The sequence below is a fragment of the Candidatus Nitrososphaera gargensis Ga9.2 genome (assembly GCF_000303155.1).
GTDB classification, from domain to species: Archaea; Thermoproteota; Nitrososphaeria; order Nitrososphaerales; family Nitrososphaeraceae; genus Nitrososphaera; species Nitrososphaera gargensis.
On record NC_018719.1, the window covers coordinates 1,351,998 to 1,378,005 of the forward strand.

The following is a 26,008-nucleotide window of genomic DNA, read 5'->3' on the forward strand; positions in this document are numbered from 1 at the left end:
GACATGCCACAGTTTGGTTACGCTTTTCAAAATTATGACAAAACAAAGCACGTGCGCGCTTCAATAAGGGAGAAAGACATCTCGCATAAGCACTCTAGGGAAATTGCTGTCGCCATCAAGGGCATGTCGATTGAAAAGGCGCGCGAATTCCTTGAGAACGTCATCGCCCGCAAGGAAGCCGTCCCATACAGGCGCTACAACATGGAGGTGGCCCACAGGTCAAACATCCGCGACGGATTTTTTGCCGGCAGGTTCCCGGAAAAGGCGGCCGGCGAATTTTTGAAACTTTTGGACAACCTCGAATCAAATGCAGAATACAAGGGCATGGACCTTGATCGGTTGCGTATAGTGAGCGCCGCGGTGCACAAGGGCACAAAGCTCCAGCGTTTTCAGCCCCGCGCAATGGGAAGATCAAGTCCAAAGTATGACACTCTGGTTCATGTCGAGCTTGTAGCACAAGAGGCAAGAGGCGAAGAATAATAATGAGCGCAGTCAAGAACGTCATCAAGAACAACTTCCGCAACATGGAGCTTAATGAGTTCCTTGCCGATGCCCTCAAGGATGCTGGCTATGGCGGGGTCGAAGTGCAAAAGACTCCTGTTGGCGCCAGGATAACCATCTACGTCACAAGGCCGGGCCTTGTAATAGGCAGAAAAGGGACAGGCATCAAGGACCTTATGACAAAGATAGAGCAAAAATTCGGTCTTCAGAACCCCCAGATTTCAGTCCTTGAAGTAACCAACCCTGAGCTGAACCCGCACATCATGTGCAACAGAATTGCACAGCTCATTGAGCGCGGAACAGCTTTCAGGCGAGCAGCCATGTGGTCGCTTAACACGATAATGAACGCGGGTGCTCTTGGCGTTGAAGTCGTGATTTCTGGCAAGCTCCGAACAGAACGCGCTCACTTTGAAAAGCACACCATAGGCGTCGTGCCAAAGAGCGGCGACATTGCAGGCCAGATAGTGACGACTGGCGTGTCTCATGTTTTGACAAAGATGGGCTTAATGGGCATCCAGCTAAGAATTGCATCCAAGGCGGCATTACCGCAGGAATTTGAATTAAAGGACGGATCTGCTGCTGGCATGCAGGCTGCAGCAGCGCCTGTTCCCGAAACGCCAAGCGAAGTTGCAGAAGCAGCAACGGCTGTTGAACAACCAGAAGGAGGAGGCAAACAAGATGGCCAGGCTTAAGCTCAAGACTCTGCGCGAAATGAATGATCAGGATCTGGCCGATAAGCTCGCCGAGCTGAAAGCAGACCTTGCTAAGCTAAAGCTGGAACAGTCGAAAGGTACACTCAAGAAGCAGACAGGCAACATCAAATGGCTCCGGCGCGACATTGCACGCATGATGACTCTTCTTAACGAAAGGAAGGCCAAGAAATGACGAGCCCTGAAAACGTGCTTGTACACGAGATCATCGGCCTTGACGCAAAGATAGTCGAGTCGACAGACCCGACGCTTGAGGGCGTCAGCGGCTCGATAGTCTTTGAAACTAAAAATATGATATCGATAAGATCGGATTTGGATTCTTCAGTAAAACAAATAGCAAAAAGAGCGGCAAAAAAGATCGAGATCAAAACACACTTTGGCGTTTGCTTTATAAGTGGTTCATCATTGATAGGAAGACCTGAGGACCGTATATCGCGATTGAATAATTAGTGTGATGGTTTATGGTTAGAAATATCGGCGTTTCAGTTATATCCCCGCGTAAAACATGCGAGGACGAACTCTGCCCGTTTCACGGCACCCTGTCGGTAAGGGGCAAGCTGCTGACCGGGATTGTATCAAGCGCCAAGGCGCCCAAGATGGTAGTCGTGTCAAGAGAATACCCGCGTCCTACCCCAAAGTTCAAGAGGTTCCAGAGGAGCAGGTCTAAAGTGCACGCATACCTTCCACCCTGCGTGGACGTGAAAGAGGGCGACGAGGTCAGGATAGCCGAGTGCAGGCCACTTTCAAAGACTGTATCATTTGTGGTGATTGAGGTGAACAACAAGGATGGCGACAGGAGCTAAGTCAAGAGCAGTTTCGGCAAAAGGTGTCGAAGAATTCCGCCCGTACATTACAAGGGCTCTTCCCGTCACGGCAGAGCTTGTATGTGCGGACAACACTGGCGCGAAGGTCTTGCGCATTGCCATGGTAAACAGGTATAAGGGCAGGCACTCTAGGATGCCGGCAGCAGCAGTTGGAGATTTCGTTACAGTCACTGTCAAGAAGGGTCCGGCAGAGCTGCGCAAGCAGATTTTTGGCGCTGTAATTGTCAGGCAAAAGTACCCGATAAGGAGGCTCAACGGTGTGCGCGTTTCCTTTGAGGACAATGCCGCAGTACTTGTGACTCCTGAGGGCGAGATCAAGGGCACAGATATCAAGGGGCCAGTGGCGGCAGAAGCTGCAGAAAAGTGGCCAAGGATAGCCAACTTAGCAGGAATGATAGTGTAGTAGGTGGCAATAGTAATTATGGCAGACATTAATCCGAAACTCATCCACGTTTCAAAGCACCGGCGCGACAAGATGCTCGGCGCATCGCTTGCGGACGAGCTGCGCGAGCAGTACAAAAAGAGAACCCTGCGCGTGGTAAAGGGTGATTCAGTCATGGTAGTGCGCGGCGAATACAAGGGACGCGGAGGCAAGGTCGAAGATGTGGACACTGAACACGGGACTCTGCATATTGAAGGCATGCAGAGAGAAAAGATCCGTGGAGGGCAGGTCAAGGTTCCCATTCATGCTTCAAACGTCAAGATAACAGCCCTGAACCTTGAGGACAAGTACAGGTCAAACAAGCTGCAGGGCGGCGGCAAGCCACAGGCAGCTGAAAAGAAGGAAGAAAAAGCGGAGAAAAATGAAATAACAGCAGCTGCTGCCAAGAAAACAACGAAGAAGGAAGAGAGAAAGAAAGAGGAGGCTAGCGAATAATGGGCAAGAAAGGCGGTGACACTAGAGTAAAGAGGCAGATGGCTCCGACGTTCTGGGCAATCAAGAGAAAGCAGAGTCAATTTGTCCTGAGAGTCAAGCCCGGTCCCCATCCAAAGCACAGGGCGTATCCGCTTGGAATGGTGCTCCGCGACGTGCTCAAAGTGGCAAGCACGATGCATGAAGCTCAAAGAATTTTGAACGCAGGCAAGGTCAAAGTTGACGGCACGGTAAGGCGCGACTCTAATCTTGCAGTGGGGCTCATGGACGTGGTAGAGCTTGCAACAGGCCAGGCATACCGCATGGTCCCAAAGAACTCGGCGCTCCTGGACTCTATCGCAATCGAACAATCTGAAAAAGGAGTGAAGCTGGTAAAGGTCACAAGCAAGGCAACCATTAAGGGTAAAAAGATCCAGTACGGATTCCACGATGGCAAGACATTGATAAGCGACCAAAAGCTCAAGGTTGGCGATACATGCGTCATCGACCTTCCAAAGGTTCAGGTCAAAGATCACATTGTCTTTGAGAAGGGTGCCACCGCGCTCATTATCACCGGTGAAAATGCAGGCACAGTAGGCAAGATAGAAGACATCCAAGATGGCATATTCTCGCTTCCAAAGAGAGCGCTTGTTTCATTCGACGGCAAGTCGGTAGAACTTCCGGTTGAAATGGTTATGGTTGTCGGAAAGGACAAGCCAGTGATAAAGGTGAACTAGATTGAGTCAGCAACTACAAGTACAACATGACATGAAAAAAATAAGCGTCGACAAAGTAGTGATAAACATCGGGGTAGGCAAGTCCGGCGAGCCTATTGAAAAGGCAAAGAAGGCGTTGCTAGAGCTTACTGGCCAGCAGCCAGCAGTCCGCGGTGCCAAAAAGACTGTCAGGGACTTTGGCATTCACAAGGGCGAGCCCATAGGCGTAGTCGTGACGCTGCGCAGGGATCCTGCAATAGAGTTCCTAAAGCGCGTCATTGCGGCCAAAAAGAACGTGCTGAAGTCCTCCTCGTTTGACAATTACGGAAACATTTCGCTTGGAATACACGAGCACATCGACATCCCTGGTACAAAGTACAACCCCGAAATCGGAATCTTTGGCATGGATGTCAACATTGTTCTCAGCAGGCCCGGATACAGGATCGCAAGGAAGAGCAGGAAAAGCGCAAAAATTGGCAAGGCCCACAGGATAAATAAGGATGATGCTGTTGCGTTCTTCAGACAGGAATATGGAGTAGAGGTGGAATAACAGAGAAGATGCCAAAGCCAAGAGAATACGAAGTGACTGGACGAAAGAAACTTGCCCACGGCAAGGGCACAAGGTGGTGCAAACGGTGCGGTTCATATAACGGCCTCATCCGCAGTTATAACTTGATGCTTTGCAGACAGTGTTTTAGGGAAGTTGCAAACAGCATAGGGTTTGTGAAATACGAGTAGGTGAAATATGAAGTGCCAGCACTAAACGTCCTATCAAATCTCTTTACAACTATTTACAATAACGAGTCTAGAAGAAAGAGGGAATGTGTCATTGTCCCCGCAAGTAAGTTTGCAAGCGAAGTGCTGCGCGTAATGCAAAAGCATCGCTACATTGGCGAATTTGAGCAGGTGGACGACGGCAGGGCAGGCAAGTTCAGAGTTCAACTGCTTGCCAAGATAAACAAGTGCGGCATTATCACTCCGCGCTTTTCGGTCAAAAAGGATGCTTACTTTGGATGGGAAAGGCAGTTCCTGCCGGCATACAGCATGGGCATACTGCTCGTATCGACCAGCAAGGGGATAATGTCTCACCACGAAGCAATATCAGAAGGACTGGGAGGAGTCTTAGTTGGCTACGTCTACTGATCAGGAGATGATAATGGCAGAAGTGGAAGCGCCTGCCAGCGTTAAGATTACAAAGGAAGGCAATGTCCTTTCGGTAAAGGGCAAGCTTGGTACGGTAAAGAAGGACTTTACAAAACTTCCCGCCACCATAACGGTCCAAGGCAACAAGGTAACGATCAAGCCTTATGGCACGCGCAAGCGCGACCTTGCAGTGACGCACACAGCTCGCAGCATAATTGAGAGCATGATAAAAGGCGTTGAAAAAGGCTACACGTACAAGCTAAAGATCATTTTCGCGCACTTTCCGATTTCTGTCAAGGTAAAGGGCAAAGAAGTCAATGTGGAGAACTTTTTTGGCGAAAGGTCACCCAGGGTCTCCAGAATAGTCGGTGACGCCACCAAGGTCCATGTGGTAGGAGAAGACGTGGTGGTACAAGGCCCGAGCCTTGAAGATGTTTCACAGACCGCTGCCAACATTGAACTATCTACCAGAATAAAGGACAAGGATCAGCGTGTATTTCTAGACGGGCTATACGTCTACTCCCGCGAAGAAGGCATGCAACAGTAGTAAGCGAGCCCAAAGATTTATTTTGTGCTCGGATTTGCTGTAATAGTGCGCCGCTGTAGCTCAGCATGGTAGAGCAATTTCGTAGCGCAATATTGTGCTTTGAAGCTCAACTGGCTGTTAACCAGTGGGTCACCAGTTCGAGTCTGGTCAGCGGCGCTATCATATTTATTGAGAGGGGTTGCAATATGTTTTATAGTAAAATCATATATTGGTGACTCGGCCGCCTTGACCAAAGACATCGAAACGCCTCCTCCAGACGACAGCAGCAAAAAGCTGCCAATTGAAGACCAGCTTAAGGGAAAAACCCTGCAGGTATACATGTACATGATAAAGAAGAAAGAGCCTGTGGGCGTCAGAGAGGTGCAGCGCGACCTTGGGTTTTCAAGCCCAAGCGTGGCAAACTACCACATCGACAAGCTTGTAGAGATGACTCTTATCAGCCAGGACGAATATGGACGCTACTACGTAGTGCAAAAAGTACAAGTGGGCGTGCTCCAAGCTTTCGTCAACATTGGCGGCCTGACGGTGCCACGCCTGTCATTCTTCGCGGCGTTCTTCACTACAGTGCTTATTGCATATGTTGTGTTGAACCTTGAAAATCTTGACATCTATGCGATCGGGTTTGCTCTTGCAGGAACCGTCGCATTCTGGTTTGAAACAATACGGGTGTGGATAAAAAGGCCCGTCACCTGATGATATATATTTCAGAACTCGAGTTTTGAAATATCATTATTAGATCACAATGATGTCAAGCGCAATCGCGTCGGCAAGCAGGTCCAAATGATGGCTGGCAACCACATACCCGTTCTTGATGTCTGTTGATGCAAGCCACCGGTTTGACGAGCTGAACAACCGTTCTTTCTTTATCCTCCTTTCGATTTCTTCCACATCAAGCTCCTTTTCCTCAACCTCCTCGGTTTCTGTGTGCTTGATGGTCAGGAGCACCTTCTTGACAAGTATTCTCTGGCCAAAGCGCTGGGAAAAATCGCGTGCGTTTTCGTCGATTTCGAGCAACTTTATCTTGATCTGGAGCCTGTTGAGCGCGTCCCTGCTTGTAAGGAGTCTCTCGTCAATGAACCGGTCGTAGCTCATATGTGATTTTACTCCGGCCCCGAAGTATATTAATGTCAAGCCTTCGCCGGCGCAAAAGAGTAAAACGCGGTGCCGTCGGGCCTGACTCCACATCTAGTCATTTTTACCTTCATTCCTTCTTTCAGCTGTGGGGTCCCAAAAGATCCGATAAGCTTGATACCAGACATCTCGATCAAGCCAAAAACTCCTTCTTTGCCCTTGATGTGCGAGCTTGAAAATTCCAAGAGAATTCCAGTTGTTTCTATTTTCTTTAATGACGTCTTTGACAGGCAGTATGGGCAGCGATGTGATGGCGGCCATACCTTGCTACCGCAGGATATGCACGTAGGAACCATGAATTTGCCTTTCTTCAAGTGGTCGAGGAATTCCTGCAACCGATCAAGCACCCATAATGATTACAGTTGCTGAAGAGCCGGCAGCCGCCAAGTTGTGGACTAGGCCTGTCTTACATCCCTTTACCTGTCTTTTTCCTGCTTTTCCGGCAAGCTGAGACGCGATTTCTGCCACCTGCGCCACGCCTGTTGTCCCGACCGGATGGCCGCATCCAATGATCCCGCCCCTTGGGTTTATCGCTATTTGATTCTGGTCTACAAACCTGCCGCCTTCTCCTTTCTTTGCAAACCCGAGATCTTCGTACGCCAGTATTTCGAGGATCGTGAATGCATCATGCAACTCTGCAACATCTATCTGCGAAGGCTTTGCCTGGGACATTTCAAAGGCTTGACGCGCTGCGCGCTTGGCCGCCCCGATTGTTGTGAGGTCGCCAGTAGTAGTAGCATTGGCAAAGCTGGCCGAGTTTGTCTGCTGTCCTATGCCCTTTATCCATACGGGGTTGTCCAGCTTCTTTGCCTTTTCCTCTGAAACCAAGAGCACTGCAGACGCGCCATCGCACGGAGCAGAGCAATCAAGTAGCTTGATCGGGTCAGCAATCTTTTTTGAATTTATTACTTCATTCAGGGTAACTTCCTTTCTGAAGAGCGCCTGCGGGTTTTTTGCAGCATTTTTGTGATTTTTGACAGAGACCCTGGCCATCTGCTCTTCAGTTGTCCCGTACTTTCTCATGTGAGCCTTTGCAAATATCGCGGCCCAGTGCGCTGGAAACATGAACGATCCGCGCGTAATATCCCACAGCAACTTGTTGCCCGGGCTGTCTGCCTTTTCTGCGCCAACTACTAGCGCACTATCGCACAGCCCGGACGCAATCATTGCAAATGCAGAAGCAACTGCATTGGTGCCAGAGTTGCACAGGTTGTCTATCCTGTGAGAAATCCTTGGGTGCATGCCGAGCATTTCAGATATTATTGTCGAGCTGTACTGATCGGTCGCGCAACTTGAAAACAGAACTGCGTCGATCTCTTTTCCAGAGATGTCATTCCTCTTCAGGATGTCTGCGCAGGGCTCGCATGCCAGCTCTAGCAGCGGCATCTTGGAATCCTTGGCAAACTTTGAGGTTGCCCACGAAGAGATAGCTACCCTGCGCACTTCAAAAGGTTGACAACATCTCCCTAAATGAACTTTCTGAATCGCCCACAGGGTTCAGCTGGATTATCGGAAGCGTAACTCCTGCAGACACAAACTTTGTAAGCGATTTCCTGCATTCCTCTCCGCTGCCGCAGATTGTAAGAGAATCAAGCATCCTGTCAGAAACAAATTTTGAAGCAGCATCTGCGCCGCCTCTGCCATATTCTGCGGTAATGCTCTCAACTTCATCCCTGAACCCATTTTCTGATAGGAACTTGTTATAGTATTTACCGACTGCAACATAGAACGCAAGAGTCTTTGCGGCGCGCTCGCGGGCCTTTTCAGGCTCCTTGTTCGATAGCGCACAGATAAATGACGAGGCGACCTCAAAACTCTTTTTTCCCTTTGTATTCTGCTTAATGTCTGCCACAGTTTTTTTCAGCTCATCAAGCGGCCGCAAATACAACAGTACGCCGTCTGCCAGTTCGGACGCAAGCTTGACCATTCTCTTGTTGATAGCTGCCATAAAGACGGGGATCTGTTTTCTTTGCGGCTGGTATAGAATCTTGAAATTGTTCACCTTGAAAAATTTGCCACTATAGTTTACTTTTTCCCCGCTTGCCATCAGCTTCAGGCACTCTATGTATTCTCTCATCCTGCTGACCGGCCTTTCAAATTTCAGCCCGTGCCAGTTCTCTACGATGGCAGCCGTGCTTGCGCCTAGGCCGATGATTGTCCTGTTGCCTGAGAGCATGTCAAGCGTAGTTGCCGCCATTGCCACCGTCGCAGGAGTCCTTGCGTAAATGCTAATGATTGAAGTGCCAAGCTTGACCCTCTTTGTCACTTGGGATATCGCGCCAAGAGTAACAAAGGACTCGCGTCCCCAGGATTCCGGAACCCATATAGAATCGACGCTCTGATGCGAATCGGCCATCTTGGCGCATGCAAGAACTTCCTGCATCGACAGCAGTGGACCAAGGCTATAGCCTATGATTGTGGTGGTCATGACATCCTTACGGCCTGCATTTCTTTGGCTGCTTCTTCAATGTCCTTGTGCGAATCGATCGAGCGCCAAAAAACGTTCTGGTATTTCACTGCCTTAAGCTTTCCCTCCTTTGCCAGCGCAGGCAGGGCGGTCACCTCTATGTTGCCGTTCTCCGGCAGGTACCTGAACACTTCCCGCGTAAAGTGGTACACACCTGCGTTGATCCACCTATCGAGTATTTCCGGCTTCTCAACAAAGCCGAGCACTTTGGAATCACTGTCAAGCTCTACCACGCCAAACGGGCTGCGAAGCGGCACAAGCGCGATAGTGTGCGAGCCGGCAAGATTCAACCTGTTCGGGTCAAGCTCTGTAAGGACATCGCCATTTAACATTAAAAATGACTCTTGGTCACTAAGAAGGTCTTGGGCATTTTTCAGCGCGCCGCCAGTTCCAAGAGGCTCCTCTTCAACTGAATATTTTATCTTGGCTCCGAACTTGCTTCCATCGCCAATGTGATCGAATATCTGCCCTCTCATGTATCCAACGCACAGGACGCAATCCTTGATGCCAAACTTCCGAAGCCATCTTACCTGCCATTCAATAATTGGGACATTGAGGACCTCTATCATGGGCTTGGGCCTCTGGTCCGTTAGTGGCTTTAATCGCTTGCCAAAACCACCTGCAAGAATGACTGCTTTCATGATATAACCAAGAGTCGTCCGGTTCGTATAAAACGTTATCATGACAGCGTTTTCTTCTGTTCGCTGCTTGTGAGGAGCCAATGGATCTCTTGGTAGCATTCCTTGCACATATCCTTGCCCTCGGTGTGGTCGCATTGGTAGGCCTTGCCAGTGTCGATGCCACACAGGCTGCATTTCATTTTTGAGCCTGCTCTTTGCCTTTTGCAGCAATTGTTCTCTTATCGATTGCTACTTTCCATGCGCCTAAGCCTATCAAGATAGCACCCATTGCCATCGTTGAGCCTATTGTGCGCATTGCGCCTGATGAGTCTTCAGATGCAAGCGCGCCCTGTGCAATCAGGGCAAGCATCCCTGCGATGATCAGGCCGCCGTTCACGAACAAAAGGGTTGAAACGATTGGTGCATGCTCTTTGCGCGCGATTACAAAGCCAATTATCGACATCACTACTGCGCCTCCTCCAAGCCCTGCTCCCCTTGCGGCCTCGTCAAGCGGCACAAATCCCATTCTGTCTGGGGACGATGCCGCAACTGCGGCGTCTGCGCCATAGATTATCAAAAGTATTAGCGAGGCGACAAGAAGACCTGTTGCGATTCCCTTGGCCATATGAGTAATAATTCATAATCAGATTTAATAAACGTATGCTGCTTGCAGTACTCTGTGCCTGCAGACGTCAAGGACTTGCTGTATTCCGCCATAAACGAAATAGGTAAGGAAAAGATTCGGATGGATATTGCTTCTAATATGGATGTCTGCGAAAAATACTGTGTAGAAATTCTCGGCAAATGCCAAAGCAGGCTGGGCCCTGAAACAAATGATGAAACGCTTGCGACACTGTGTGAGGCGCTACTTCATTTCATGCTTACTGCATCCCTTTTACCGTCTGAGAGAAAGATCAACGTGCACGGAGTAGACCTTGACATCGTCATTCCCTCTACAAGGATGCTAGACAAGAGCCCGGACAAGTCGCTTGTAATACAGGTGGTAAGGGGAAGCGACCCTACTGCAAAGGTAAAGCAGGCCGAATCCGTGCAACAGCGTCACGAAAACATCTGGCTCATATCTGCAAAGCAGCTGCTGCATACCAGGTATAGAAACTACCACCTCGGCTCAGGTGGTCTTCCATATTCACAGATAATTTCTGACATCAGTGTGTTCCTATCTGAAAAGGGAGCTCGCGGGCTGAAACTGCTACACGGACAGTAGCAGGCTATCGAGATCTATTATTTTTTCAAGGATTTTTCCGATAATGGTGTGATTCGCACTTTTTGAGAAGGGCAAGGTCCCAAGAACCCTGATGCCTGTTAGCCTTTCTATCATTTCTGGCGCTTTTTGCTCTGCAATGCTTGGCTTTTTTGGCATTTTGTTAACAATGATACCCCTGATGTTGATGCCAAATTCCTTGCAGGCCATCACCGTAAGCAGAGTATGGTTGAGCGTTCCTATCACCGGCGTTGTGACGATTATGGCCGGCAGCCCCGCCCTCTTTGCAAAATCTGCGACAGACTCGTTTTCTGTCAGCGGCACCATTATCCCGCCGATGCCTTCGACTACCATGAAATCGTGCTTCTTTGCAAGATTCTGCAAAACCTGCAATGCGTTTTCTATACTGGTAGGAGGCTCGCGTCTTAGCTGCCAGGCAAGAAGAGGAGAGGCCGCTACCGAGTAAAAGAAAGGATTCAGCTCACTGTCAGGATCGTCCACACCGGCGGCCTCGGCAAGAATTGCTGTGTCTTGAGACCTGTATTTTTTTGAAAATGTCCTGTTTGCCGTGGCGAATGGCTTCATGACGCCTACATTGACTTTATGCCTTCTCAGGGCCCACACAAGCCCTGCAGATACTGCAGTCTTGCCAACTCCTGTCCCTGTGCCTGTTACGAATATGCCGCGCATGGAAATATTATTAGAGCCATGGCTGGCACCTATATTTAACTGATGAACCTGAGAGATGCAGACAAAAAGTTCGTCTGGCACCCGTATACTCAGATGAGCGACTGGAAAAAGTGGAACAACAGGGTAATAGTAAAGGGCGAGGGGTTTTACCTCGTCGATAGCGAGGGCACGAGGTATCTTGACGGCATTGCCAGCATGTGGTGCAATGTCTGGGGCCACGGCCAGAATAAAGTAGTCGAGGCAATGACAGAACAGCTAAAAAACCTGCAGCATTCAACGTTGTTCGGGCTTGCCAACGGCCCGTCGGCACAACTTGCCGAGGAGCTTGTGGTACGTGCAAAGGGCATGGACAGGGTATTCTATACAGACAATGGATCCACCGCAATTGAAGCCGCCATGAAGATGGCACTCCAGTACTGGCGCAACAAGGGCAGGAACGCAAAGAAGGGATTCATCTCGCTAGAGCATGGATATCATGGCGACACGATTGGCACCATGTCTGTGGGCTACATCGAGAAATTTTTTGGCGCTTACAAGCCATTGCTGACCAGAGTGCACAGAGCCCCAAGTCCTCTCCTCTACGGAAGCCGGTTTGAGAATGAAAAAGATCTGGTAGATTGGTGCCTTGAGAAAACGGAAAAGCTTCTCAAAAAGCGTGGTGACAGGACAGCCGCGCTAGTTATGGAAAGCGGTGCCCAGATCGCTGGAGGTGCGATCATTTACCCTGACGGCTACCAGAGAAAGGTTGCCAGACTGTGCAGAGACTATGACGTATTGCTGGTGCTGGACGAAATTGCAACAGGGTTTGGCCGGCTCGGTAGCATGATCGAATACCTTGCCCAGAGATCAAAGCCAGACATAGTCTGCTTTGGAAAAGCTCTGACTGCAGGGTATTTCCCACTTGCAGTTACGCTTACCACTGATCGCATCTTTGACGCGTTCCTTGGCAAGTATTCTGAAAACAAGCATTTCTATCATGGACACACTTTTACGGGCCATCCTGTCGGCTGCGCAGCCGCATTGGCAAATATCGAACTTTACGAAAAACAGAATCTAATGCAACAAATCAATGAAAATGGCAAATACATAGCGTCAAGGCTGCGCGAATTTGTAAGATCGCCGATAGTGGCAGACATCCGGCACAAGGGACTGCTGGCAGGTATCGAACTGGCAAGGAACAACAAGCCAATTGTCACGCTGAAAAATAAAGAGAGGATAAACTACTTTATCATGCAAGAGTCGTTGAAGATGGGCGTGCATCTGCGGCCGCTGGGCAACATCATGATGGTGATCCCTCCGCTTGCGATCGGGAGAAAAGATCTTGAGAAGCTGCTTGATGTGCAGCTAGAGGTATTGAGAAAAGTGGAGAAGCTATCTTAGCTGCCTCAGCTCTTTGTACAGCGTAGCCTTTGAGACGCCCAAGTTCTTGGCTATTTTTGCCTTTGAGTGGTTCTCTGCCAGCAGTGTGATTAACTGGTTCTTGTCTATCACTTTTTGAGGTCTGCCAATTCCTTTGCCCGCAGCTCTAGCCCTCTCCATGCCGTCTTTTGTCCTCTGCACCAACATCTCGCGCTCTCTCTCGGCAACCCAGGTAAGGATGCCGATCATGAGTTTTCTGACGCTCGGTTCCGTCGTTTGCAGAAAAGATTCCCTCGGAGAACACGAGATTAAAGGAGCGTACTGCTCTATCGCTTTTATGGCATCGAGGGTATCCCAGAAGGTTCTGCCTACGCGTGACAGCTCGTACACCAAGATTGCATCGACTCCTGCCGTTTTGATAAGCTCGAGCATTTCCTGAAATCCGCGCCGCTGCGTAGCAGGGACCTTGCCACTGACAGCGGAATCTTCAAAAAAGTCAAGTATCTGGTAATTGTTTTCCTGCGCCCATTTTTCAAGAGCCAACTTTTGGTTCTGCACAGTCTGCTCTTCGGTGCTTACCCGGAGGTATGCAAAGGCGTATTTCATAGATCCTGCTAGATAAAACAGCTTAACAGGGACATTGTCAACAAAGTGCGATAAACCGTTCAAAAAGGGTGATGACAGTAAATGACCACCGAATGAGCAACCAAGCAAAATCAAAAGTAAAAAAACAGGGCATGTTTTTGACCAATCCAGAAACGGGTCCTTTTTTGAACGGCTTGGCAGTGATCGACAAAATGACGGTTTTCGCCATTTCTGTCCGCTGTCGACAGTCAAAAACGATCTAGCAACATTTTGGCGTTTTTGCACGCAAAACATTGGCTCCGGACGCTGTTTTTTGGCCAGTTATTGATAGATGGTTTTTACGCACGATTTCCAGCATATATTTCTAAACTCGAATTTTGAAATATCATGCCCAAACAGCAGTTGTGAACCAAAGTTTTAATTACCAGTTTACAACTCGACTGACCTGATGATGGCCGATTCAGCATTTATCCGCAGTTGCACGAATAAAGTCCTTGCCGGCGGTTCCATTACATTTGAAGAAGCCGAGCGGCTACTTGCAACTGATGATGTCATGACGCTTGCCGGCTGCGCCAACACCATAACCCGGACGTTTAATGGAGATACGGTGGATGTCGAAGCCCTGATAAACGCAAAATCCGGCAGGTGCCCGGAGGACTGCTCGTTCTGCGCGCAGTCGTCGTTCTATGACACTGGCATTACAAAATATCCGCTATTGCCAAAGGAAGTGCTGGTTGAAAATGCAAGGAAGGCCAAGGAGGCAGGGGCCACAAGTTTCTGCCTTGTATGCGCTTACAGGGAGCCGCCAGAAAAGGACTTTCAGCAGATCTGCGAAACCATCGCAGAGATCCGGTCCAAGGTAGACATCGAGGTTAACGTTTCTCTTGGATTTATGACGCCTGCAAGGGCGCGCAGGCTAAGAGAGCTTGGAGTAAAGCGCTATAACCATAACCTGGAAGCTGCCGAGAGCTACTTTTCCAAGATATGCAAGACACACGACTTTGCTGACAGGGTCAATACCGCAAAAATTGTCAAGGAGGCCGGCCTTGAGTTGTGCTCCGGCGGCATTATAGGAATGGGTGAGAGCAAAAAGGAGAGGTTGGATCTTGCATTCTCGCTTGCATCCCTGCGCCCAGACGAAGTTCCGATAAACATTCTCATTGGCAGAGAAGGAACCCCGATGGCAGGATTTGAGCCGATCGACCCGCTTGAGGCAATCAAGACCATTGCAGTATGGCGCTTTATCATGCCAAAAACGATCCTCAAGATCGCTGGTGGACGTGAGGTGCACCTCAAAGACAAGGACAGGCTTGCACTCAAGGCAGGCGCAAACGGCATAATCACCGGTGGATACCTCACGACAGGAGGAAACGCGCCAAACAAGGACATTGCGATGATAAAAGAGATTGGCCTCAAAGCATAAGAAGACAGCAGCCTTCGTCAAAGAACGACTTGATTTTCTTGAAAGGAATGACCTCTACCGCCGCCTGAGAACAGTTGAAGTCGAAGGCCCTGCTGCAGTAGTCGATGGCAAAGAGGTCATACACCTCTGCTCAAACGACTACCTCGGGCTATCGCAGAATAAACAGGTCATCAAGAAGACTATCAAAGCGCTGCAGGAGGTTTCACAGTGCAGCTCCCGGCTGATCGCCGGCAATCATCCGACAATCATGGAGCTGGAGGGCCTGCTTGCGGACCACCGTAAGACAGAATCTGCGCTGGTATATCCAACAGGTTACAGCGCCAACTTGGGCGCAATCACGGCCATTGCAGGCAAGAGTTCGACGATATTCAGCGACGAGCTGAACCATGCAAGCATAATAGACGCATGCAGGCTGAGCGGCGCAACCGTCAAGGTCTTTCGGCACAATGATGCCGGCCATCTGGACGAACTAGTGCGCCAAACAAAAGGTGGCAGCAAGATCGTGATAACCGAAGGAGTTTTTAGCATGGATGGTGACATGGCAAGGCTGCCAGAGATATGCTCAATAGCAAAAGAAAATGACGCGATAACAATAGTCGATGATGCTCATGGCGACTTTGTCTTTGGCCCAAAATTTTCAGGCATTCCGGCCAAATTCAGAACAGATGTAGACATTCACATCAGCAGTATGAGCAAGGGCCTTGGCTGCTTTGGAGGCTATGTAGCCACCACTGAGCACTTGAGAGAGCTCTTGATCAACACATCGAGGCAGTTCATCTATACCTCGGCGCTGCCCAGCCACCTGTGCTCTGCCGCCATTGCGGCAATCCCACTGGCCAAAGTGGGTGATTTGCAGAAAAAACTCTACAAGAACATCGCTTACTTCATAGATGCGATGAAAAAGCTTGGATTTGTTATTGGCAACTCGTCTAGTCAGATAATCCCTATCATGATTGGTCCGGAGAGATTGGCAGTAGAATTTTCAAAAGAATTGCTAAGGCAAGGCGTTTTCGCCCAGGCGGTACGATACCCGACAGTCAGAAAAGGCTCTGCACGGCTCAGGGTTTCGCTCACTGCAATGCATACGCAAAAGCACTTGGACGCCGCTATCGATGTATTTGGAAAAGCAGGTAGAAAAACAGGCATCATCTAGGATGTTTCTAAACTCGAGTTCTGAAACAAAGTTAATTAACATCCATTTTGCATTATTTCTGTGCCTACAAAGGAGTTCATGTTCAAGCTAAAGCTTTCAGACGAGCAGAGCAGGGAATTTGCGATGTATCTTAACTCGCTTTCACCTTCAGATCTGCTTTTTGGCCTGCGCTTTGCATACAACCGGCATGCGGCAGCAAGTGGCGGCTACCTGATGCCGGGTCGCAAGAGCATGGTGAAAAGAGAGACGCACCTTTTAAGCCAGGATCAGGCAAAGTGGCGCCTCAATAACTGGAAAGCCATGATCAAGACGTACAGGGAGAAAGGATACAGCTATCCTACAATATCAAGGATAAAAAAACAGGTTCAGAAAATAGCAGGTCAAAAATAAAGAGGAAAAGGAGCGGGCAGGCTACTAGTAGCCTGTTGCTTCCAAGTTCTTGGTCATGCTTGACGTTGTTGATGATGGCAAGTCCGGGAACTTGTTCTTCATGTTCATTTCTACTACGGCGCTTGCTTCTTCCATTATCCGTGCGGTATCTTCGTTGAACCCGGTGACCGTTCCGATTTCGTTGTTCGGTATCTGCCCAGAGTCAGTTATGATGTTTCCAAGCAGTTCTGATATCTGTCCAAATGACTGATCTGCTTCCGGCATCATTCCTGCCAATCCACCCTGCAATCCCTTTATTACAGACATTGCCGGGCTCAGCGTTACTACCACGTCTCCAAGCTCTGTTATCGTGTTCAGCCTTAGCTGTATCTGTTCCAGCGCCAGTTTTGCAGAAGTCACCATTTTGTTCATTTTCCGGATCTGTGCCAGCTCTCCTGATAGCACCCTTGCGTGCGAAGCGTCGTGGCTTTGCATCGCAAGCACTACGCGCTTGAAGATCACATGATCTTTTTCTTGCATCCTTGCCGATATTGAATCCAGTTTTGCGATTTGCATTTGCAGCTTTTTCTGTGCTTCTTCTATTCTTGGCTTCAACGGCGCTTGTGGCTTGATGCCCTCGAGCAGCCTGTGACCAACACTTTCCCCTTGTGGCTTTACCCACTTGCTATCAAACGGCATACTATTACCTAGCCATCATGGTATCATCAAAGAACTAAAAGTCGCGATGTACTGCGACCAACAGTAACTGCGGTAACACCAGTCCGCGGTTACACATCTTCTAGAACAATCTCATATGTACCACAAACCTTATCCTTTAGACAAGTTTTTTAAAGACCACATCCCGGGGTTAGTCTGTAGAGATGATAAAGGAAAAGATCAAAGTCAACAATCGCAGCTACAATGTCACTATAAACGAGCAGACGCAGATGTATGCAATGCGATTGCGGAGGCTTTATCAGCAGAGTTACAGCGACATGGACAGTTTTGACGAAGTGAGCTCTGAGATCTCTAGCACGGTGAGCAACCTGCTCAAGCACGCTGTTTCTCCAGAAGTAAGGGAAGACGATATGGATGGAGTCATACAGCAGCTGCTAAAGATGTACGAAAAGGCTGCCAAGAAGTAGTAGCACATTTTATAGCATCTAGAAAACATCTAAATAACAATCGCAAGCGTCCCTTCTCATATATGGACGCCTACGCAATCAAAAAGTGTATCAATCCAGCGTGCGGTCTTACTTATGAAATTAACAACGACATCTACCGGTGCTCCTGCGGCTCGCTCCTTGATATAAAATACAACAAAAAGCCAAGCCGCGATCTTGTCGAAACGTTCTACCAGCGACGCAACCACGGGGGCAACATTTACAACGAAAGCGGTGTATGGCGCTTCCGCGACCTTATCAATTTTGCCGGCATTGACACTGAAAACTTTGAAGAATGCGCACGTGTTTTGGTCTCCCTTGACGGCTCTGAAGGCCGCCTCTCAAAGCCCTACAACATGAGCAAAGCGGCTGACTATGCAGAAATGAACCATGATTCGTTCCTGCTCCAGCCCGAAGGCTACAACCCATCCGGCTCGTTCAAGGACAATGGCATGTCGACCGCGGTGACCCATGCAAAGATGCTTGGAGTAAAAAGGATAATCTGCGCTTCCACCGGCAATACTTCGGCCTCTGCTGCAATGTATGCTGCCAACGAAAACATGGAGTGCGATGTCTATATTCCAAAGGGCGAAATTGCGCCCGGCAAGCTTGGACAGGCGTTCCAGTTTGGCGCGCAAGTGATACAGGTTCAGGGCAACTTTGACGACGCTCTTGCGGCGTCGCTCAAAAATGCCAAAGAAACCGGCGGATATACTGTTAATTCCGTAAACCCATTCCGCCTTGAAGGACAAAAGACTATTGTCTATCGGGTCCTAGAACACCTCAACTGGAACCCGCCTGATTGGATCGTATATCCCGGAGGGGCGCTTGGCAACACTTCAAGCTGCGGCAAGTGCCTGATTGAACTGTACGAATGGGGTTGGATCAAAAAAATCCCGCGCATGGCAATAGTGAACGCAGAAGGCGCAAACACATTCTACGAACTCTATAATGGCTTGTTCGAAGGCAAGCGGCTGACCTGGAACGACGGTAGGCCGGATCTTGCAATGGTTGATCGCTACTACGAGCATTTGGACAAGAAAGGCATCAGGCCAAAGACCCATGCAACGGCTATCCAGATAGGAAAACCTGCCAACATTGTAAAAGCACTGCGCGCGCTCGATTTTACAAATGGCATCGTTGTGCAAGTAAGCGACAAGGAAATGAGCGACGGTATGTCGATAGTCGGGCTCAACGGCTTTGACTGTGAAATGGCGTCTGGAGCTGTGCCAGCCGGCGTGAGAAAGCTACGCAGAGAGGGCTTGATAAAACGCGATGATGTGGTGGTTGGCATACTTACTGGAAGACAGAAGGATCCGGGGCTTGCAGTAGAATATCATACCAATCCAAATAACATGTTTGCAAAGCCGCCAACAAGCCACTAGATTTTTAATTATTGCAATGGTTCTGCATATGTTATGATATAGTCTATACTATAGCGTATTAATATGTAATATAACTGTAATTGCACTATTGTAATGACAGATATCAGAGTGCTACATCAATTATAGTTTTTGGCGGCATTTTTTAGGCCGGCTACTAAGAACCATCCCTTTTGGTGCTTGAACGAGCATAAAAACAGGGCTAAAAGGGTTAGAATGGCCTGCAGGATTGAGCGGAAAATGTCTACTTTGACGCCTTCTTCAGCGCTGACAGCATAGCGTTTGCCTTGTGCTCTGTTTCAGCCCATTCTCGCTCTGGGTCCGAGTCCATGACGATGCCTGCGCCTGACTCAATGTAGCCATTTCTGCCGTTGACAAAAAGGGATCTTATTGTGATCGCAAAGTCGCAGGAGCCGTTGAAGGAAAAGTAACCAAGGGCGCCTGCATACGGACCTCTAAGCGTGGGCTCGAGCTCGTCTATTATCTCCATAGCACGAACCTTCGGGGCTCCGGACACGGTGCCGGCAGGAAAAACCGCCTTCAGAGCGTCGTACGAGTCATAACTTTTCTGCAGTCTGCCTACAACATGCGACACAATGTGCTGCACGTGGCTGAACCGTTTGACCGTCATGAGCTCGTTGACCCTGACCGTTCCAAACTCGCACACCCTGCCAATATCGTTTCTAGCCAAATCTACGAGCATTGTATGCTCGGCGATCTCTTTTTCATCCTTGAGCAGGTCTTGGCGCAGCTCTTCATTCTTCTTTTCGTCTTCCACTATAGGCCTCGTGCCCGCTATTGGAAATGTCTCAACATAGTCTTTTGTTACGCGAATAAGCATCTCTGGGCTGGAGCCGATTATGCATCGCTCAGATATTTTCAGGAGGTACATATACGGCGAGGGATTCACCTCGCGCAGGCTCGCGTACAGATCAATCAAGTTGCCTTTAACTGTGAAGTTCATGCTCTTTGCAAGGACGACCTGAAAGACGTCGCCTTCATAGACATAGTGCTTGGCTTTTTTCACCATTTTTATAAAGCGTTGTTTCGTCATGTTCCTGCGAGGCGTCGAGTATGAAAAGCGCGTAGCTTTGTTCTTGACTTTCGCCATTTTGCGCTCTACTTCTTGCAGGCGCGACTTGTCCAGGAAAAAGTAGTAGGCCTGGTTCTCCTCGTGGTTGTACAGTATCCCATCCTGGTATATACCAAATTCTAGCAAAGGAAAGTTGCTTTGCTTTTTACCCTTGACTGGCAGGTGTTCCCAGAAGCGTATTGCGTCGTAGTTAATGTATCCCACTGCGCCTCCAATGTACCGAAAGCGTTCGTCGTTTACCTTTGGCATCAATTCCCGCAGTTGTGAAAGTGGTTCTGTAACGGGCGAGCTTTGGACGACTTTACCCTTTCTGTCTCTGACTGTGAATTTCTTTGAGTCGCAGGTCACTGTGACTTCGGGGTCAAAGCCGATGACTGACATCTCGGCAAGCTCTTTTGGTCCTATGAGCGACTCTAGGATGAAGACCTTGTCGTAAAGCGAGTAGATCTTTTTGAAAAGTTCAAACTGGTTTTCAGACGTAGCTAGTTTGTGTATCTGGATCGAGCTGCCAGCAAGCTGACCAAAAGTAACCACCTTTGCTCATGTTCTCCTAGCCTATCGGCCTATGTGCCCTGTAAATATCATTTAAACCTTTACTGGCAGTGTTACTGCACCCTCGGATGCAGACTGGACCAGTGATGCATATTTCGCAAGAGCGCCCGTCTTGTAGTGAGGCCTGATGGGCTTCCACTTTTTCATCCTCTTTTTTAGCTCTGCCTTTGATACCCTCAGGTCGATTCTGCTCTTTGATGTGTCTATCACTATTTCGTCGCCCTCCTTTACGAGTGCTATCGGGCCGCCCACCATCGCTTCTGGCGCGACGTGTCCGATCATAAAGCCCCTTGTCGCGCCCGAAAACCTGCCATCGGTGACCATTGCCACCTTTTCGCCAAGTCCCTGCCCTACGAGCGCAGCAGTCACTGCCAGCATTTCGCGCATGCCTGGCCCACCCTTTGGGCCTTCGTACCTGATGACGACTACGTCTCCTTCCACTATCTTGCGCTTTGATATAGCGTCAAACGCCTTTTCTTCTGCATCAAAGACGCGCGCCCTGCCGACGAATCTCTTGCTTTGAACACCTGCAAGTTTCACTACGGCACCGTCTGGCGCAAGCGTGCCCTTCAATATCTTGAGCGTCCCTTCAATCTTGATCGGGTTGTCAAGGTGCCTGACCACCTTGGCGTCAGGACCATAGTTGAACGTCATGGATTCGAGGTTCTCCTTCATTGTCTTGCCTGTAACCGTCATGATGTCGCCATGCAGGAGCCCCTTCTTGAGCAGGCTGTTCAGTATCACCGGCACCCCGCCAACCTTGTCGAGGTCGAGCATGACATACATGCCACCAGGCCTCATGTCTGCGATATGGGGCGTACGCTTGCGGATCCTTTCAAAATCAGACAGCGTTAGCTTGACGCCAACTTCCCTTGCTATCGCAAGGAGGTGGAGCACTGCATTTGTGGATCCTCCAATGGCATTTGCCATCATGATCGCGTTTTCAAACGCTTCAAAGGTCATGATGTCGCGTGGGCGGATGTTATTTTCAAGCAGGTTCATTATGGCCTTGCCAGTATTGTAGCAGATTTCATGTCTCCTTTCGCTTTCCGCAGGAGGAGAGGCACTTCCCGGCAGCGACATACCTATTGCCTCGCTGATTGAAGCCATTGTGTTTGCTGTGTACATTCCTGCGCATGATCCGGCAGCTGGGCAGGCCACGTCTTCAAGGCTCAGCAGCTCTTGCAGCGTCATCTTGCCTGCATCATAGGCGCCCACAGCTTCATAGACATCCTGCACCGTCACCTGCTTGCCATTCCATACTCCCGGCATGATTGTCCCACCGTAGACAAATATCGCCGGCAGGTTGAGCCGGCCCATCCCCATCAATGTGCCTGGCAGGCTCTTGTCGCAGCCAGATATCCCCACCACACCATCATACTGGTGGGCCCTGACCATGACTTCGATCGAGTCGGCTATTATCTCTCTGCTGACAAGGGACGCCTTCATTCCCTCGTGCCCCATGGCAATGCCATCAGAAACTGCAATAGCGGTAAATTCTCTTGGAGTGCAGCCGGCGTCCTTTACCCCGCGCTTTGCGCTCTGCGCCAGCTGACCTAGATGTATATTGCAAGGTGTTGCCTCGTTGCAAGTTGAGGACACTCCTATGAGCGGCCTGTCCAGATCTTCATTTGTCAGGCCCATCGCCTTGTACATGGCCCTGTGAGGAGCCCTCGCCGGCCCCTCGATCGCCTTTCTGCTCTGAAGCTCCATTACAGTTATCGGGGCGCTTTGTGCATATTTTAAGATTCGTTAGTCAAGGGTGGCCGTTATCTTTACCGCGTCTAGCCCCTCTACCTTGAAGATGGTTTCACACATGCCGCACTCTGCGTTGCCGCTTGAAAGGTCTTTGGCGGTCACTTCCTCGTTCAAATAGTCACACTTGGGGCAGCGAAAAGAGAAGCTAATATCAAAGCTTTCAAGCTCAAGTGTTTCGGCCATGTACATGATAGAGTCGGAACTCTGGTGTATTTAAAAATTCGTATATGGACACAATAGCAAAAAATAAACATGCAATCCATGCAAAAAGGCACATTACATGTCCAAATCCTGCATATTCTGCGCCATAATAGCAGGCCAAGAGCCGGGAGCTCTGGTCTACCGTGACTCTAACTTTGTTGTAATCATGGACAAGTACCCGATCAACCCGGGGCATACACTCGTAATGCCGGTGAAACACTACGAGGACCTGCTGCACATGCCTCCTGCCGAGGTAGGCAAGCTTCACGCACTGGTGCCTACAATTGCCAAAGCAGTAGTTTCGGCAGTCAAGGCCGACGGCTTTAACGTCGGCCAGAACAATGGGATAGCGGCAAACCAGATCGTGCCCCATGTCCATGTCCATATTGTGCCGCGCTTTAATGATGATAGCCCAGACGGCAAGTGGCCCGCACGCAGGGTCGCGCCGCAGGAAGAGCTTGCCAAGATAGCGCACAAGATCAAACAGGAAATCACTTTGATCCCTTCAAGATAAGGCCATGACAAACCCAAAGAAGACTGCGATACCGAAGGACTTGGTGATAGAGCTCCACCGCATAATGTGTCCCGGCGCATGCCCAGATTATTCAGTTTTTGTCTATGGCGACGGAAGAATCGTATATGAAGGAAGGCGTTATGTGGCCGTAAAAGGAAGACGTGAGGGACGAATTTTGGGAACTCGGGTGAAACAGCTCCTAGACCAATTTTACAAAGCAAATTATTTTTCGCTTAAAGACAGGTATGATGCAATAGCCACTGACGGCGCCATCACAAAAACGTCAATTTTTGCAGATGGCAAGACCAAGGAGGTTGTCAACTGTTATCCATCGCAAGCACCTGAAGAACTCTATCAGCTGGAGAAAATGATAGACGAAATTTCACAATCAGGACGCTGGGTAAGAGACCAAGCTGGTCAGCCGGTATTAAGAGCCTGATCGCTAAGCATATTCGCAAAAAATGTTTTTACTTTTCAAAAATGGGCACGTATGATTCAGGATGTGGGTTGCAATCAGGACATTCTTCAAAGCAGAGCCTGCCGTCATTTTCAACTGCCAGAATCAACGCTGTTCCCTTGCAGGTACGGCACACGAACATGCCTAAATCACAGTCTTATACTGGTCTTCCCGGCATAAAGCTCTTTTGGTTTTCAGAACTTCTTATATGATGAGGCTAAAGGATATTCACATGTAAAAGCTGAGATTTTTCGACAAATTCTTCTATCTATTGCAGGATTTACATATTCATAAGACATGACTTCTCAATGGCAAATGCTGGCTAATGGGCTTTCTTTTTTCCTTTGCTGGAGGGTTTGCTTTTCTCCTTATCTTGTTTGCTCTCATCAAAAACCTTGATTTCTCCGTATCCTTCAGGGCTTATTCTTTGGCGGCTTTTCATCCTCTTTAAATACTCGGCCATGTACTCCTCAGCTTCATCACGCGTCTCAAACTTGGCCTCGCCTCGAAACGAGCCATTCTGGTCGATCAGGCTGACGGCACTCCACATCCCGTTCTTGCCGAGCCTTTTGACGACAAACATCGCGCTATGCTATTGCGCCGCAGATATTTAAGACAGCCGTTTATGCTCTAATTGCAATTTTGGCAAAAGGCCTTTCACCGGCAACTTAATTAAAAACCTCCAGTTTCATACTGCAAGTGACCAGTTCAGAAGCAAGATTTACGATAAACGTTAGGGAAGGCGTAGTTGAGCTTGAAGGCAAGGAAAGTTTTGTTGACAAGCACCTTGAAAAATTTGAAGAGATTTTCAAGATGGCCGTAAAGGAAGCCATAACGCGCGGTCTTGAGCAAAACATCGCATTGAAAGCGCAGCCGGTACAGGCCGCTCTGCCTCAGGAGTTGCAGCATCAAGAAATTCCAATTGCGGCCGAACAGCAGATGGCACCGGTGCAGCCACAGCCCAAGGGTGGTAACGGCAAGCACACTCCAAGACCGACGGTCACGATCCATCCAATTCCTGTCGACTTGAAGGCTAATGAAAGCAAGGTGGGCCTGCGCGAGTTCTATGCAGAGAAAAAGCCGGCCAACCACTATGAAAAGGCGGCCGTCTTTGTATATTATTTGACGAAATTCAACAAGCAGCAGGAAGTCAGGTTTGGCGAGATCCTATCATGCTACGAAGAAGTGAACGAGAAAAAGCCAAGCATCGTAGACATTGTAAAGAACTCGATCCGCTACAAGGGGTGGCTTGAGCAAGGCTCTGAAAAATACACGGCGCGCTTGACGATCTCGGGGGAAAATTTTGTCAAGTTTGACCTGCCGGCTCAAGGCGAAAAAGTAGCGCAGGCGACACTGAGCTAGGCTATCCTAGGCGCGCCACCAGTCAAAGCCCACATAGTCCACTTTTCTTTCTTTTATTTTCGGGATCGCCAGAATAAACTGTTTTTTCACTGTGGTTGCAAGCCTGCCAGCAAGCACGACTTCTGTCGCTGTAAGATCGTCTGCAGGCCGGAACACCTGCACAAGGTAAGGCGCATGATCGATTCCGGGCCCCTGCTCGTACACTGCAAAATCGCAACCAAACTTTATGCCGGGCGTGACTATGTAGCCTTTGTCACGGAGGTCCTGAAATACAAAGTACTGAGTTTCAAAATCGACGTACTGCTTTTTGCATATCTTTTTTATTTCTGCAAGAGGTACGGCCTTGCCGTTAATGTGGGTTACTTTCAGCTTGTTCTTTTCGACAAGATAGCAGCCCTCTATCAGGTCGAGCACGAGCGGCGCGTCAAAATCCGTCCCTTTTGGCTTTGGAATGCCAAGCGGCTTGCCGTAATAGCCGCTGCCAAAGAGGGTCCTTGAATCTGGTATGTCCCAGATTACAATCCTGCTTTCAACCAGCTTGCCGCTGATCATTTACATGCTCAGTGCCAGTATTGTGAATGAGTCGGACGCTTCTTGGCATTTGTCTACCATGCCCTCAATGCCTTCTACGGCATCTTTTAGAAGCAGGAGATCCTTGGTTGAGGAAATTTCATTCAGTGCCTTAATGATCACAGCCCTGTACTTGGCATCAACTTGGCGCTCTAGCTTTTGCACGTCCTGTGCCAAGTCGATCGCGTTTGCAGGGTTGATGGATAGCGCGCGGCCCATTTCGTTCAGCTTGAAAATCGTGTCAACGACCATTCCGACCAGCTGCTTCAGGTCATCGTCAAATGATGCCTTCTTCAGCGAAGACGGCTTCATGTTTGCAAGCCTAAAGGCGACTCCGCTAATGTAGCCTGCAATGTCGTCGATGATGTAGGCGGTTCTCAAAATGTCCTCCCTGTTTGCCATAAGGCTCCCAATCTCGGCGACCTCTCGAGTTATCTTTCTGCGTAGGTTCTCGACCTCTTCCTCGGTGTTCCTCATGCGCTCAAGGCAGTGCTGTATGTCTTTGTCGTCGCCCTTCATAAGCGAGGCTGTGAGTGTTGACAGATCCCTTGAAGAGTTTAAAATTCTTGTGATTTCATCCTGCAAAACCGCCAGAGCCTTTCTCTTGGCCTGAACTTCCAGTTCCCCGCTGTACATTAGAGCC

39 protein-coding genes and 1 tRNA gene are annotated in these 26,008 nt (G+C 49.2%); 24 read left to right on the forward strand and 16 right to left on the reverse strand.

Going from position 1 to position 26,008, the window contains the following annotated elements:
- The first annotated feature begins 3 nt into the window (after positions 1–3).
- The 14 genes from NGAR_RS08080 to NGAR_RS08145 all read left to right on the forward strand — a co-directional run bounded on the left by NGAR_RS08080 (position 4) and on the right by NGAR_RS08145 (position 5,987).
- Positions 4–480 carry a 50S ribosomal protein L22 gene (locus NGAR_RS08080; RefSeq protein WP_148681178.1) on the forward strand — a complete coding sequence of 159 codons (477 nt, stop codon included), beginning with the start codon at positions 4–6 and terminating at the stop codon, positions 478–480.
- Between the two features lie 2 nt (positions 481–482).
- Entirely contained in the window at positions 483–1,193 is a 711-nt protein-coding gene (locus NGAR_RS08085) for a 30S ribosomal protein S3 (RefSeq protein ID WP_148681179.1), read from the forward strand.
- Positions 1,180–1,386 (forward strand): 50S ribosomal protein L29, encoded by a 207-nt coding sequence (rpmC, locus tag NGAR_RS08090; protein ID WP_015019206.1) that lies wholly within the window; start codon positions 1,180–1,182, stop codon positions 1,384–1,386. Before NGAR_RS08085 ends, rpmC begins: the two co-directional genes overlap by 14 nt.
- On the forward strand, positions 1,383–1,661 hold the full coding sequence (locus NGAR_RS08095) for a ribonuclease P protein component 1 (protein WP_015019207.1): 279 nt from the start codon (positions 1,383–1,385) through the stop codon (positions 1,659–1,661). The genes rpmC and NGAR_RS08095 overlap by 4 nt, the downstream gene beginning before the upstream one ends.
- Before the next feature lie 11 nt (positions 1,662–1,672).
- Positions 1,673–2,014: a 30S ribosomal protein S17 gene (locus NGAR_RS08100; RefSeq protein WP_015019208.1), complete on the forward strand. Its 342-nt coding sequence runs from the start codon at positions 1,673–1,675 to the stop codon at positions 2,012–2,014.
- Complete coding sequence (locus NGAR_RS08105; protein ID WP_015019209.1) at positions 1,998–2,438, forward strand: 50S ribosomal protein L14; 441 nt, start codon at positions 1,998–2,000, stop codon at positions 2,436–2,438. The genes NGAR_RS08100 and NGAR_RS08105 overlap by 17 nt, the downstream gene beginning before the upstream one ends.
- Positions 2,439–2,456: 18 nt before the next feature.
- A complete protein-coding gene (rplX, locus tag NGAR_RS08110; RefSeq protein WP_148681180.1) occupies positions 2,457–2,912 on the forward strand; it encodes a 50S ribosomal protein L24 in 456 nt (151 codons plus the stop codon).
- Positions 2,912–3,625 carry a 30S ribosomal protein S4e gene (locus tag NGAR_RS08115; RefSeq protein WP_015019211.1) on the forward strand — a complete coding sequence of 238 codons (714 nt, stop codon included), beginning with the start codon at positions 2,912–2,914 and terminating at the stop codon, positions 3,623–3,625. The genes rplX and NGAR_RS08115 overlap by 1 nt, the downstream gene beginning before the upstream one ends.
- 1 nt (position 3,626) lies before the next feature.
- Positions 3,627–4,154 (forward strand): 50S ribosomal protein L5, encoded by a 528-nt coding sequence (locus tag NGAR_RS08120; RefSeq protein WP_015019212.1) that lies wholly within the window; start codon positions 3,627–3,629, stop codon positions 4,152–4,154.
- A gap of 8 nt (positions 4,155–4,162) precedes the next feature.
- Entirely contained in the window at positions 4,163–4,342 is a 180-nt protein-coding gene (locus NGAR_RS08125) for a 30S ribosomal protein S14 (protein WP_015019213.1), read from the forward strand.
- A 12-nt stretch (positions 4,343–4,354) separates the two neighbouring features.
- A complete protein-coding gene (locus tag NGAR_RS08130; protein WP_148681181.1) occupies positions 4,355–4,747 on the forward strand; it encodes a 30S ribosomal protein S8 in 393 nt (130 codons plus the stop codon).
- Positions 4,731–5,294 (forward strand): 50S ribosomal protein L6, encoded by a 564-nt coding sequence (locus NGAR_RS08135; RefSeq protein WP_015019215.1) that lies wholly within the window; start codon positions 4,731–4,733, stop codon positions 5,292–5,294. Before NGAR_RS08130 ends, NGAR_RS08135 begins: the two co-directional genes overlap by 17 nt.
- 49 nt (positions 5,295–5,343) lie before the next feature.
- A tRNA-Asn gene (locus NGAR_RS08140) sits at positions 5,344–5,450 on the forward strand.
- 69 nt (positions 5,451–5,519) lie between these two features.
- A complete protein-coding gene (locus NGAR_RS08145) occupies positions 5,520–5,987 on the forward strand; it encodes a hypothetical protein (RefSeq protein WP_148681182.1) in 468 nt (155 codons plus the stop codon).
- Positions 5,988–6,026: 39 nt separating this feature from the next.
- On the opposite strand, the gene NGAR_RS08150 is transcribed toward NGAR_RS08145, so the two are convergent.
- The 7 genes from NGAR_RS08150 to NGAR_RS08175 are packed head-to-tail and all read right to left on the reverse strand — an operon-like array spanning position 6,027 to position 10,137.
- A complete protein-coding gene (locus NGAR_RS08150; RefSeq protein WP_015019217.1) occupies positions 6,027–6,386 on the reverse strand; it encodes a hypothetical protein in 360 nt (119 codons plus the stop codon).
- A 35-nt stretch (positions 6,387–6,421) separates the two neighbouring features.
- Positions 6,422–6,760, reverse strand: a complete 339-nt coding sequence (locus NGAR_RS08155; protein WP_148681183.1) for a Zn-ribbon domain-containing OB-fold protein — start codon at positions 6,758–6,760, stop codon at positions 6,422–6,424.
- Between the two features lie 4 nt (positions 6,761–6,764).
- A complete protein-coding gene (locus NGAR_RS08160; protein WP_015019219.1) occupies positions 6,765–7,868 on the reverse strand; it encodes a thiolase family protein in 1,104 nt (367 codons plus the stop codon).
- A gap of 1 nt (position 7,869) precedes the next feature.
- Positions 7,870–8,853 (reverse strand): LLM class flavin-dependent oxidoreductase, encoded by a 984-nt coding sequence (locus NGAR_RS08165; protein ID WP_015019220.1) that lies wholly within the window; start codon positions 8,851–8,853, stop codon positions 7,870–7,872.
- Entirely contained in the window at positions 8,850–9,533 is a 684-nt protein-coding gene (locus tag NGAR_RS08170) for a nucleotidyltransferase family protein (RefSeq protein ID WP_148681184.1), read from the reverse strand. Before NGAR_RS08170 ends, NGAR_RS08165 begins: the two co-directional genes overlap by 4 nt.
- Positions 9,534–9,571: 38 nt before the next feature.
- Positions 9,572–9,712 carry a hypothetical protein gene (locus tag NGAR_RS17455; RefSeq protein WP_187147725.1) on the reverse strand — a complete coding sequence of 47 codons (141 nt, stop codon included), beginning with the start codon at positions 9,710–9,712 and terminating at the stop codon, positions 9,572–9,574.
- On the reverse strand, positions 9,709–10,137 hold the full coding sequence (locus NGAR_RS08175) for a hypothetical protein (RefSeq protein WP_015019222.1): 429 nt from the start codon (positions 10,135–10,137) through the stop codon (positions 9,709–9,711). Before NGAR_RS08175 ends, NGAR_RS17455 begins: the two co-directional genes overlap by 4 nt.
- A 42-nt stretch (positions 10,138–10,179) precedes the next feature.
- Here NGAR_RS08175 and NGAR_RS08180 point away from each other — a divergent pair, with 42 nt between their 5' ends.
- Positions 10,180–10,737, forward strand: coding sequence for a hypothetical protein (locus tag NGAR_RS08180; RefSeq protein ID WP_148681185.1), 558 nt, complete (start codon positions 10,180–10,182; stop codon positions 10,735–10,737).
- Here NGAR_RS08180 and bioD read toward each other — a convergent pair.
- Entirely contained in the window at positions 10,723–11,424 is a 702-nt protein-coding gene (gene bioD / locus NGAR_RS08185; RefSeq protein WP_015019224.1) for a dethiobiotin synthase, read from the reverse strand. The genes NGAR_RS08180 and bioD overlap by 15 nt on opposite strands.
- A 42-nt stretch (positions 11,425–11,466) precedes the next feature.
- Here bioD and bioA point away from each other — a divergent pair, with 42 nt between their 5' ends.
- On the forward strand, positions 11,467–12,804 hold the full coding sequence (bioA, locus tag NGAR_RS08190) for an adenosylmethionine--8-amino-7-oxononanoate transaminase (protein WP_015019225.1): 1,338 nt from the start codon (positions 11,467–11,469) through the stop codon (positions 12,802–12,804).
- On the opposite strand, the gene NGAR_RS08195 is transcribed toward bioA, so the two are convergent.
- Entirely contained in the window at positions 12,796–13,389 is a 594-nt protein-coding gene (locus tag NGAR_RS08195) for a recombinase family protein (protein WP_187147726.1), read from the reverse strand. The genes bioA and NGAR_RS08195 overlap by 9 nt on opposite strands.
- Before the next feature lie 427 nt (positions 13,390–13,816).
- On the opposite strand from NGAR_RS08195, the gene bioB reads away from it, so the two are divergent.
- The 3 genes from bioB to NGAR_RS08210 are packed head-to-tail and all read left to right on the forward strand — an operon-like array spanning position 13,817 to position 16,334.
- Positions 13,817–14,791, forward strand: coding sequence for a biotin synthase BioB (gene bioB, locus NGAR_RS08200; RefSeq protein WP_015019227.1), 975 nt, complete (start codon positions 13,817–13,819; stop codon positions 14,789–14,791).
- The gene (locus NGAR_RS08205) at positions 14,775–15,944 is read left to right on the forward strand and encodes an aminotransferase class I/II-fold pyridoxal phosphate-dependent enzyme (RefSeq protein WP_015019228.1); all 1,170 of its coding nucleotides are present in this window, start codon (positions 14,775–14,777) and stop codon (positions 15,942–15,944) included. Before bioB ends, NGAR_RS08205 begins: the two co-directional genes overlap by 17 nt.
- A 60-nt stretch (positions 15,945–16,004) precedes the next feature.
- Positions 16,005–16,334 carry a hypothetical protein gene (locus NGAR_RS08210; protein ID WP_015019229.1) on the forward strand — a complete coding sequence of 110 codons (330 nt, stop codon included), beginning with the start codon at positions 16,005–16,007 and terminating at the stop codon, positions 16,332–16,334.
- A gap of 24 nt (positions 16,335–16,358) precedes the next feature.
- Here NGAR_RS08210 and NGAR_RS08215 read toward each other — a convergent pair whose 3' ends face one another.
- Positions 16,359–17,012, reverse strand: a complete 654-nt coding sequence (locus NGAR_RS08215) for a Snf7 family protein (RefSeq protein ID WP_015019230.1) — start codon at positions 17,010–17,012, stop codon at positions 16,359–16,361.
- A gap of 182 nt (positions 17,013–17,194) precedes the next feature.
- On the opposite strand from NGAR_RS08215, the gene NGAR_RS08220 reads away from it, so the two are divergent.
- Entirely contained in the window at positions 17,195–17,458 is a 264-nt protein-coding gene (locus NGAR_RS08220; protein WP_015019231.1) for a hypothetical protein, read from the forward strand.
- 62 nt (positions 17,459–17,520) lie between these two features.
- Entirely contained in the window at positions 17,521–18,861 is a 1,341-nt protein-coding gene (locus NGAR_RS08225) for a threonine synthase (RefSeq protein WP_015019232.1), read from the forward strand.
- Between the two features lie 241 nt (positions 18,862–19,102).
- Here NGAR_RS08225 and trpE read toward each other — a convergent pair whose 3' ends face one another.
- Genes trpE through NGAR_RS08240 form a run of 3 tightly spaced genes read right to left on the reverse strand, consistent with a single transcriptional unit; the run spans position 19,103 to position 22,444 of the window.
- Positions 19,103–20,485, reverse strand: a complete 1,383-nt coding sequence (gene trpE, locus NGAR_RS08230; protein ID WP_015019233.1) for an anthranilate synthase component I — start codon at positions 20,483–20,485, stop codon at positions 19,103–19,105.
- A gap of 51 nt (positions 20,486–20,536) precedes the next feature.
- A complete protein-coding gene (gene ilvD, locus NGAR_RS08235; protein WP_015019234.1) occupies positions 20,537–22,216 on the reverse strand; it encodes a dihydroxy-acid dehydratase in 1,680 nt (559 codons plus the stop codon).
- Between the two features lie 39 nt (positions 22,217–22,255).
- Positions 22,256–22,444 carry a hypothetical protein gene (locus tag NGAR_RS08240; RefSeq protein WP_148681186.1) on the reverse strand — a complete coding sequence of 63 codons (189 nt, stop codon included), beginning with the start codon at positions 22,442–22,444 and terminating at the stop codon, positions 22,256–22,258.
- A 97-nt stretch (positions 22,445–22,541) separates the two neighbouring features.
- Here NGAR_RS08240 and NGAR_RS08245 point away from each other — a divergent pair, with 97 nt between their 5' ends.
- Positions 22,542–22,976 carry an HIT family protein gene (locus tag NGAR_RS08245; protein WP_015019236.1) on the forward strand — a complete coding sequence of 145 codons (435 nt, stop codon included), beginning with the start codon at positions 22,542–22,544 and terminating at the stop codon, positions 22,974–22,976.
- A gap of 4 nt (positions 22,977–22,980) precedes the next feature.
- Positions 22,981–23,415 carry a DUF6438 domain-containing protein gene (locus NGAR_RS08250; RefSeq protein ID WP_148681187.1) on the forward strand — a complete coding sequence of 145 codons (435 nt, stop codon included), beginning with the start codon at positions 22,981–22,983 and terminating at the stop codon, positions 23,413–23,415.
- Positions 23,416–23,755: 340 nt separating this feature from the next.
- On the opposite strand, the gene NGAR_RS08255 is transcribed toward NGAR_RS08250, so the two are convergent.
- Positions 23,756–24,016, reverse strand: a complete 261-nt coding sequence (locus NGAR_RS08255) for a hypothetical protein (RefSeq protein WP_015019238.1) — start codon at positions 24,014–24,016, stop codon at positions 23,756–23,758.
- Positions 24,017–24,132: 116 nt separating this feature from the next.
- Here NGAR_RS08255 and NGAR_RS08260 point away from each other — a divergent pair, with 116 nt between their 5' ends.
- Complete coding sequence (locus tag NGAR_RS08260; RefSeq protein ID WP_015019239.1) at positions 24,133–24,795, forward strand: hypothetical protein; 663 nt, start codon at positions 24,133–24,135, stop codon at positions 24,793–24,795.
- 6 nt (positions 24,796–24,801) lie between these two features.
- Here the strand turns inward: NGAR_RS08260 and endA are convergent, their stop codons facing one another.
- Positions 24,802–25,344, reverse strand: a complete 543-nt coding sequence (gene endA / locus NGAR_RS08265; RefSeq protein ID WP_148681790.1) for a tRNA-intron lyase — start codon at positions 25,342–25,344, stop codon at positions 24,802–24,804.
- Positions 25,345–25,347: 3 nt separating this feature from the next.
- The gene (locus NGAR_RS08270) at positions 25,348–26,001 is read right to left on the reverse strand and encodes a DUF47 domain-containing protein (RefSeq protein ID WP_015019241.1); all 654 of its coding nucleotides are present in this window, start codon (positions 25,999–26,001) and stop codon (positions 25,348–25,350) included.
- Between the last annotated feature and the right edge of the window lie 7 nt (positions 26,002–26,008).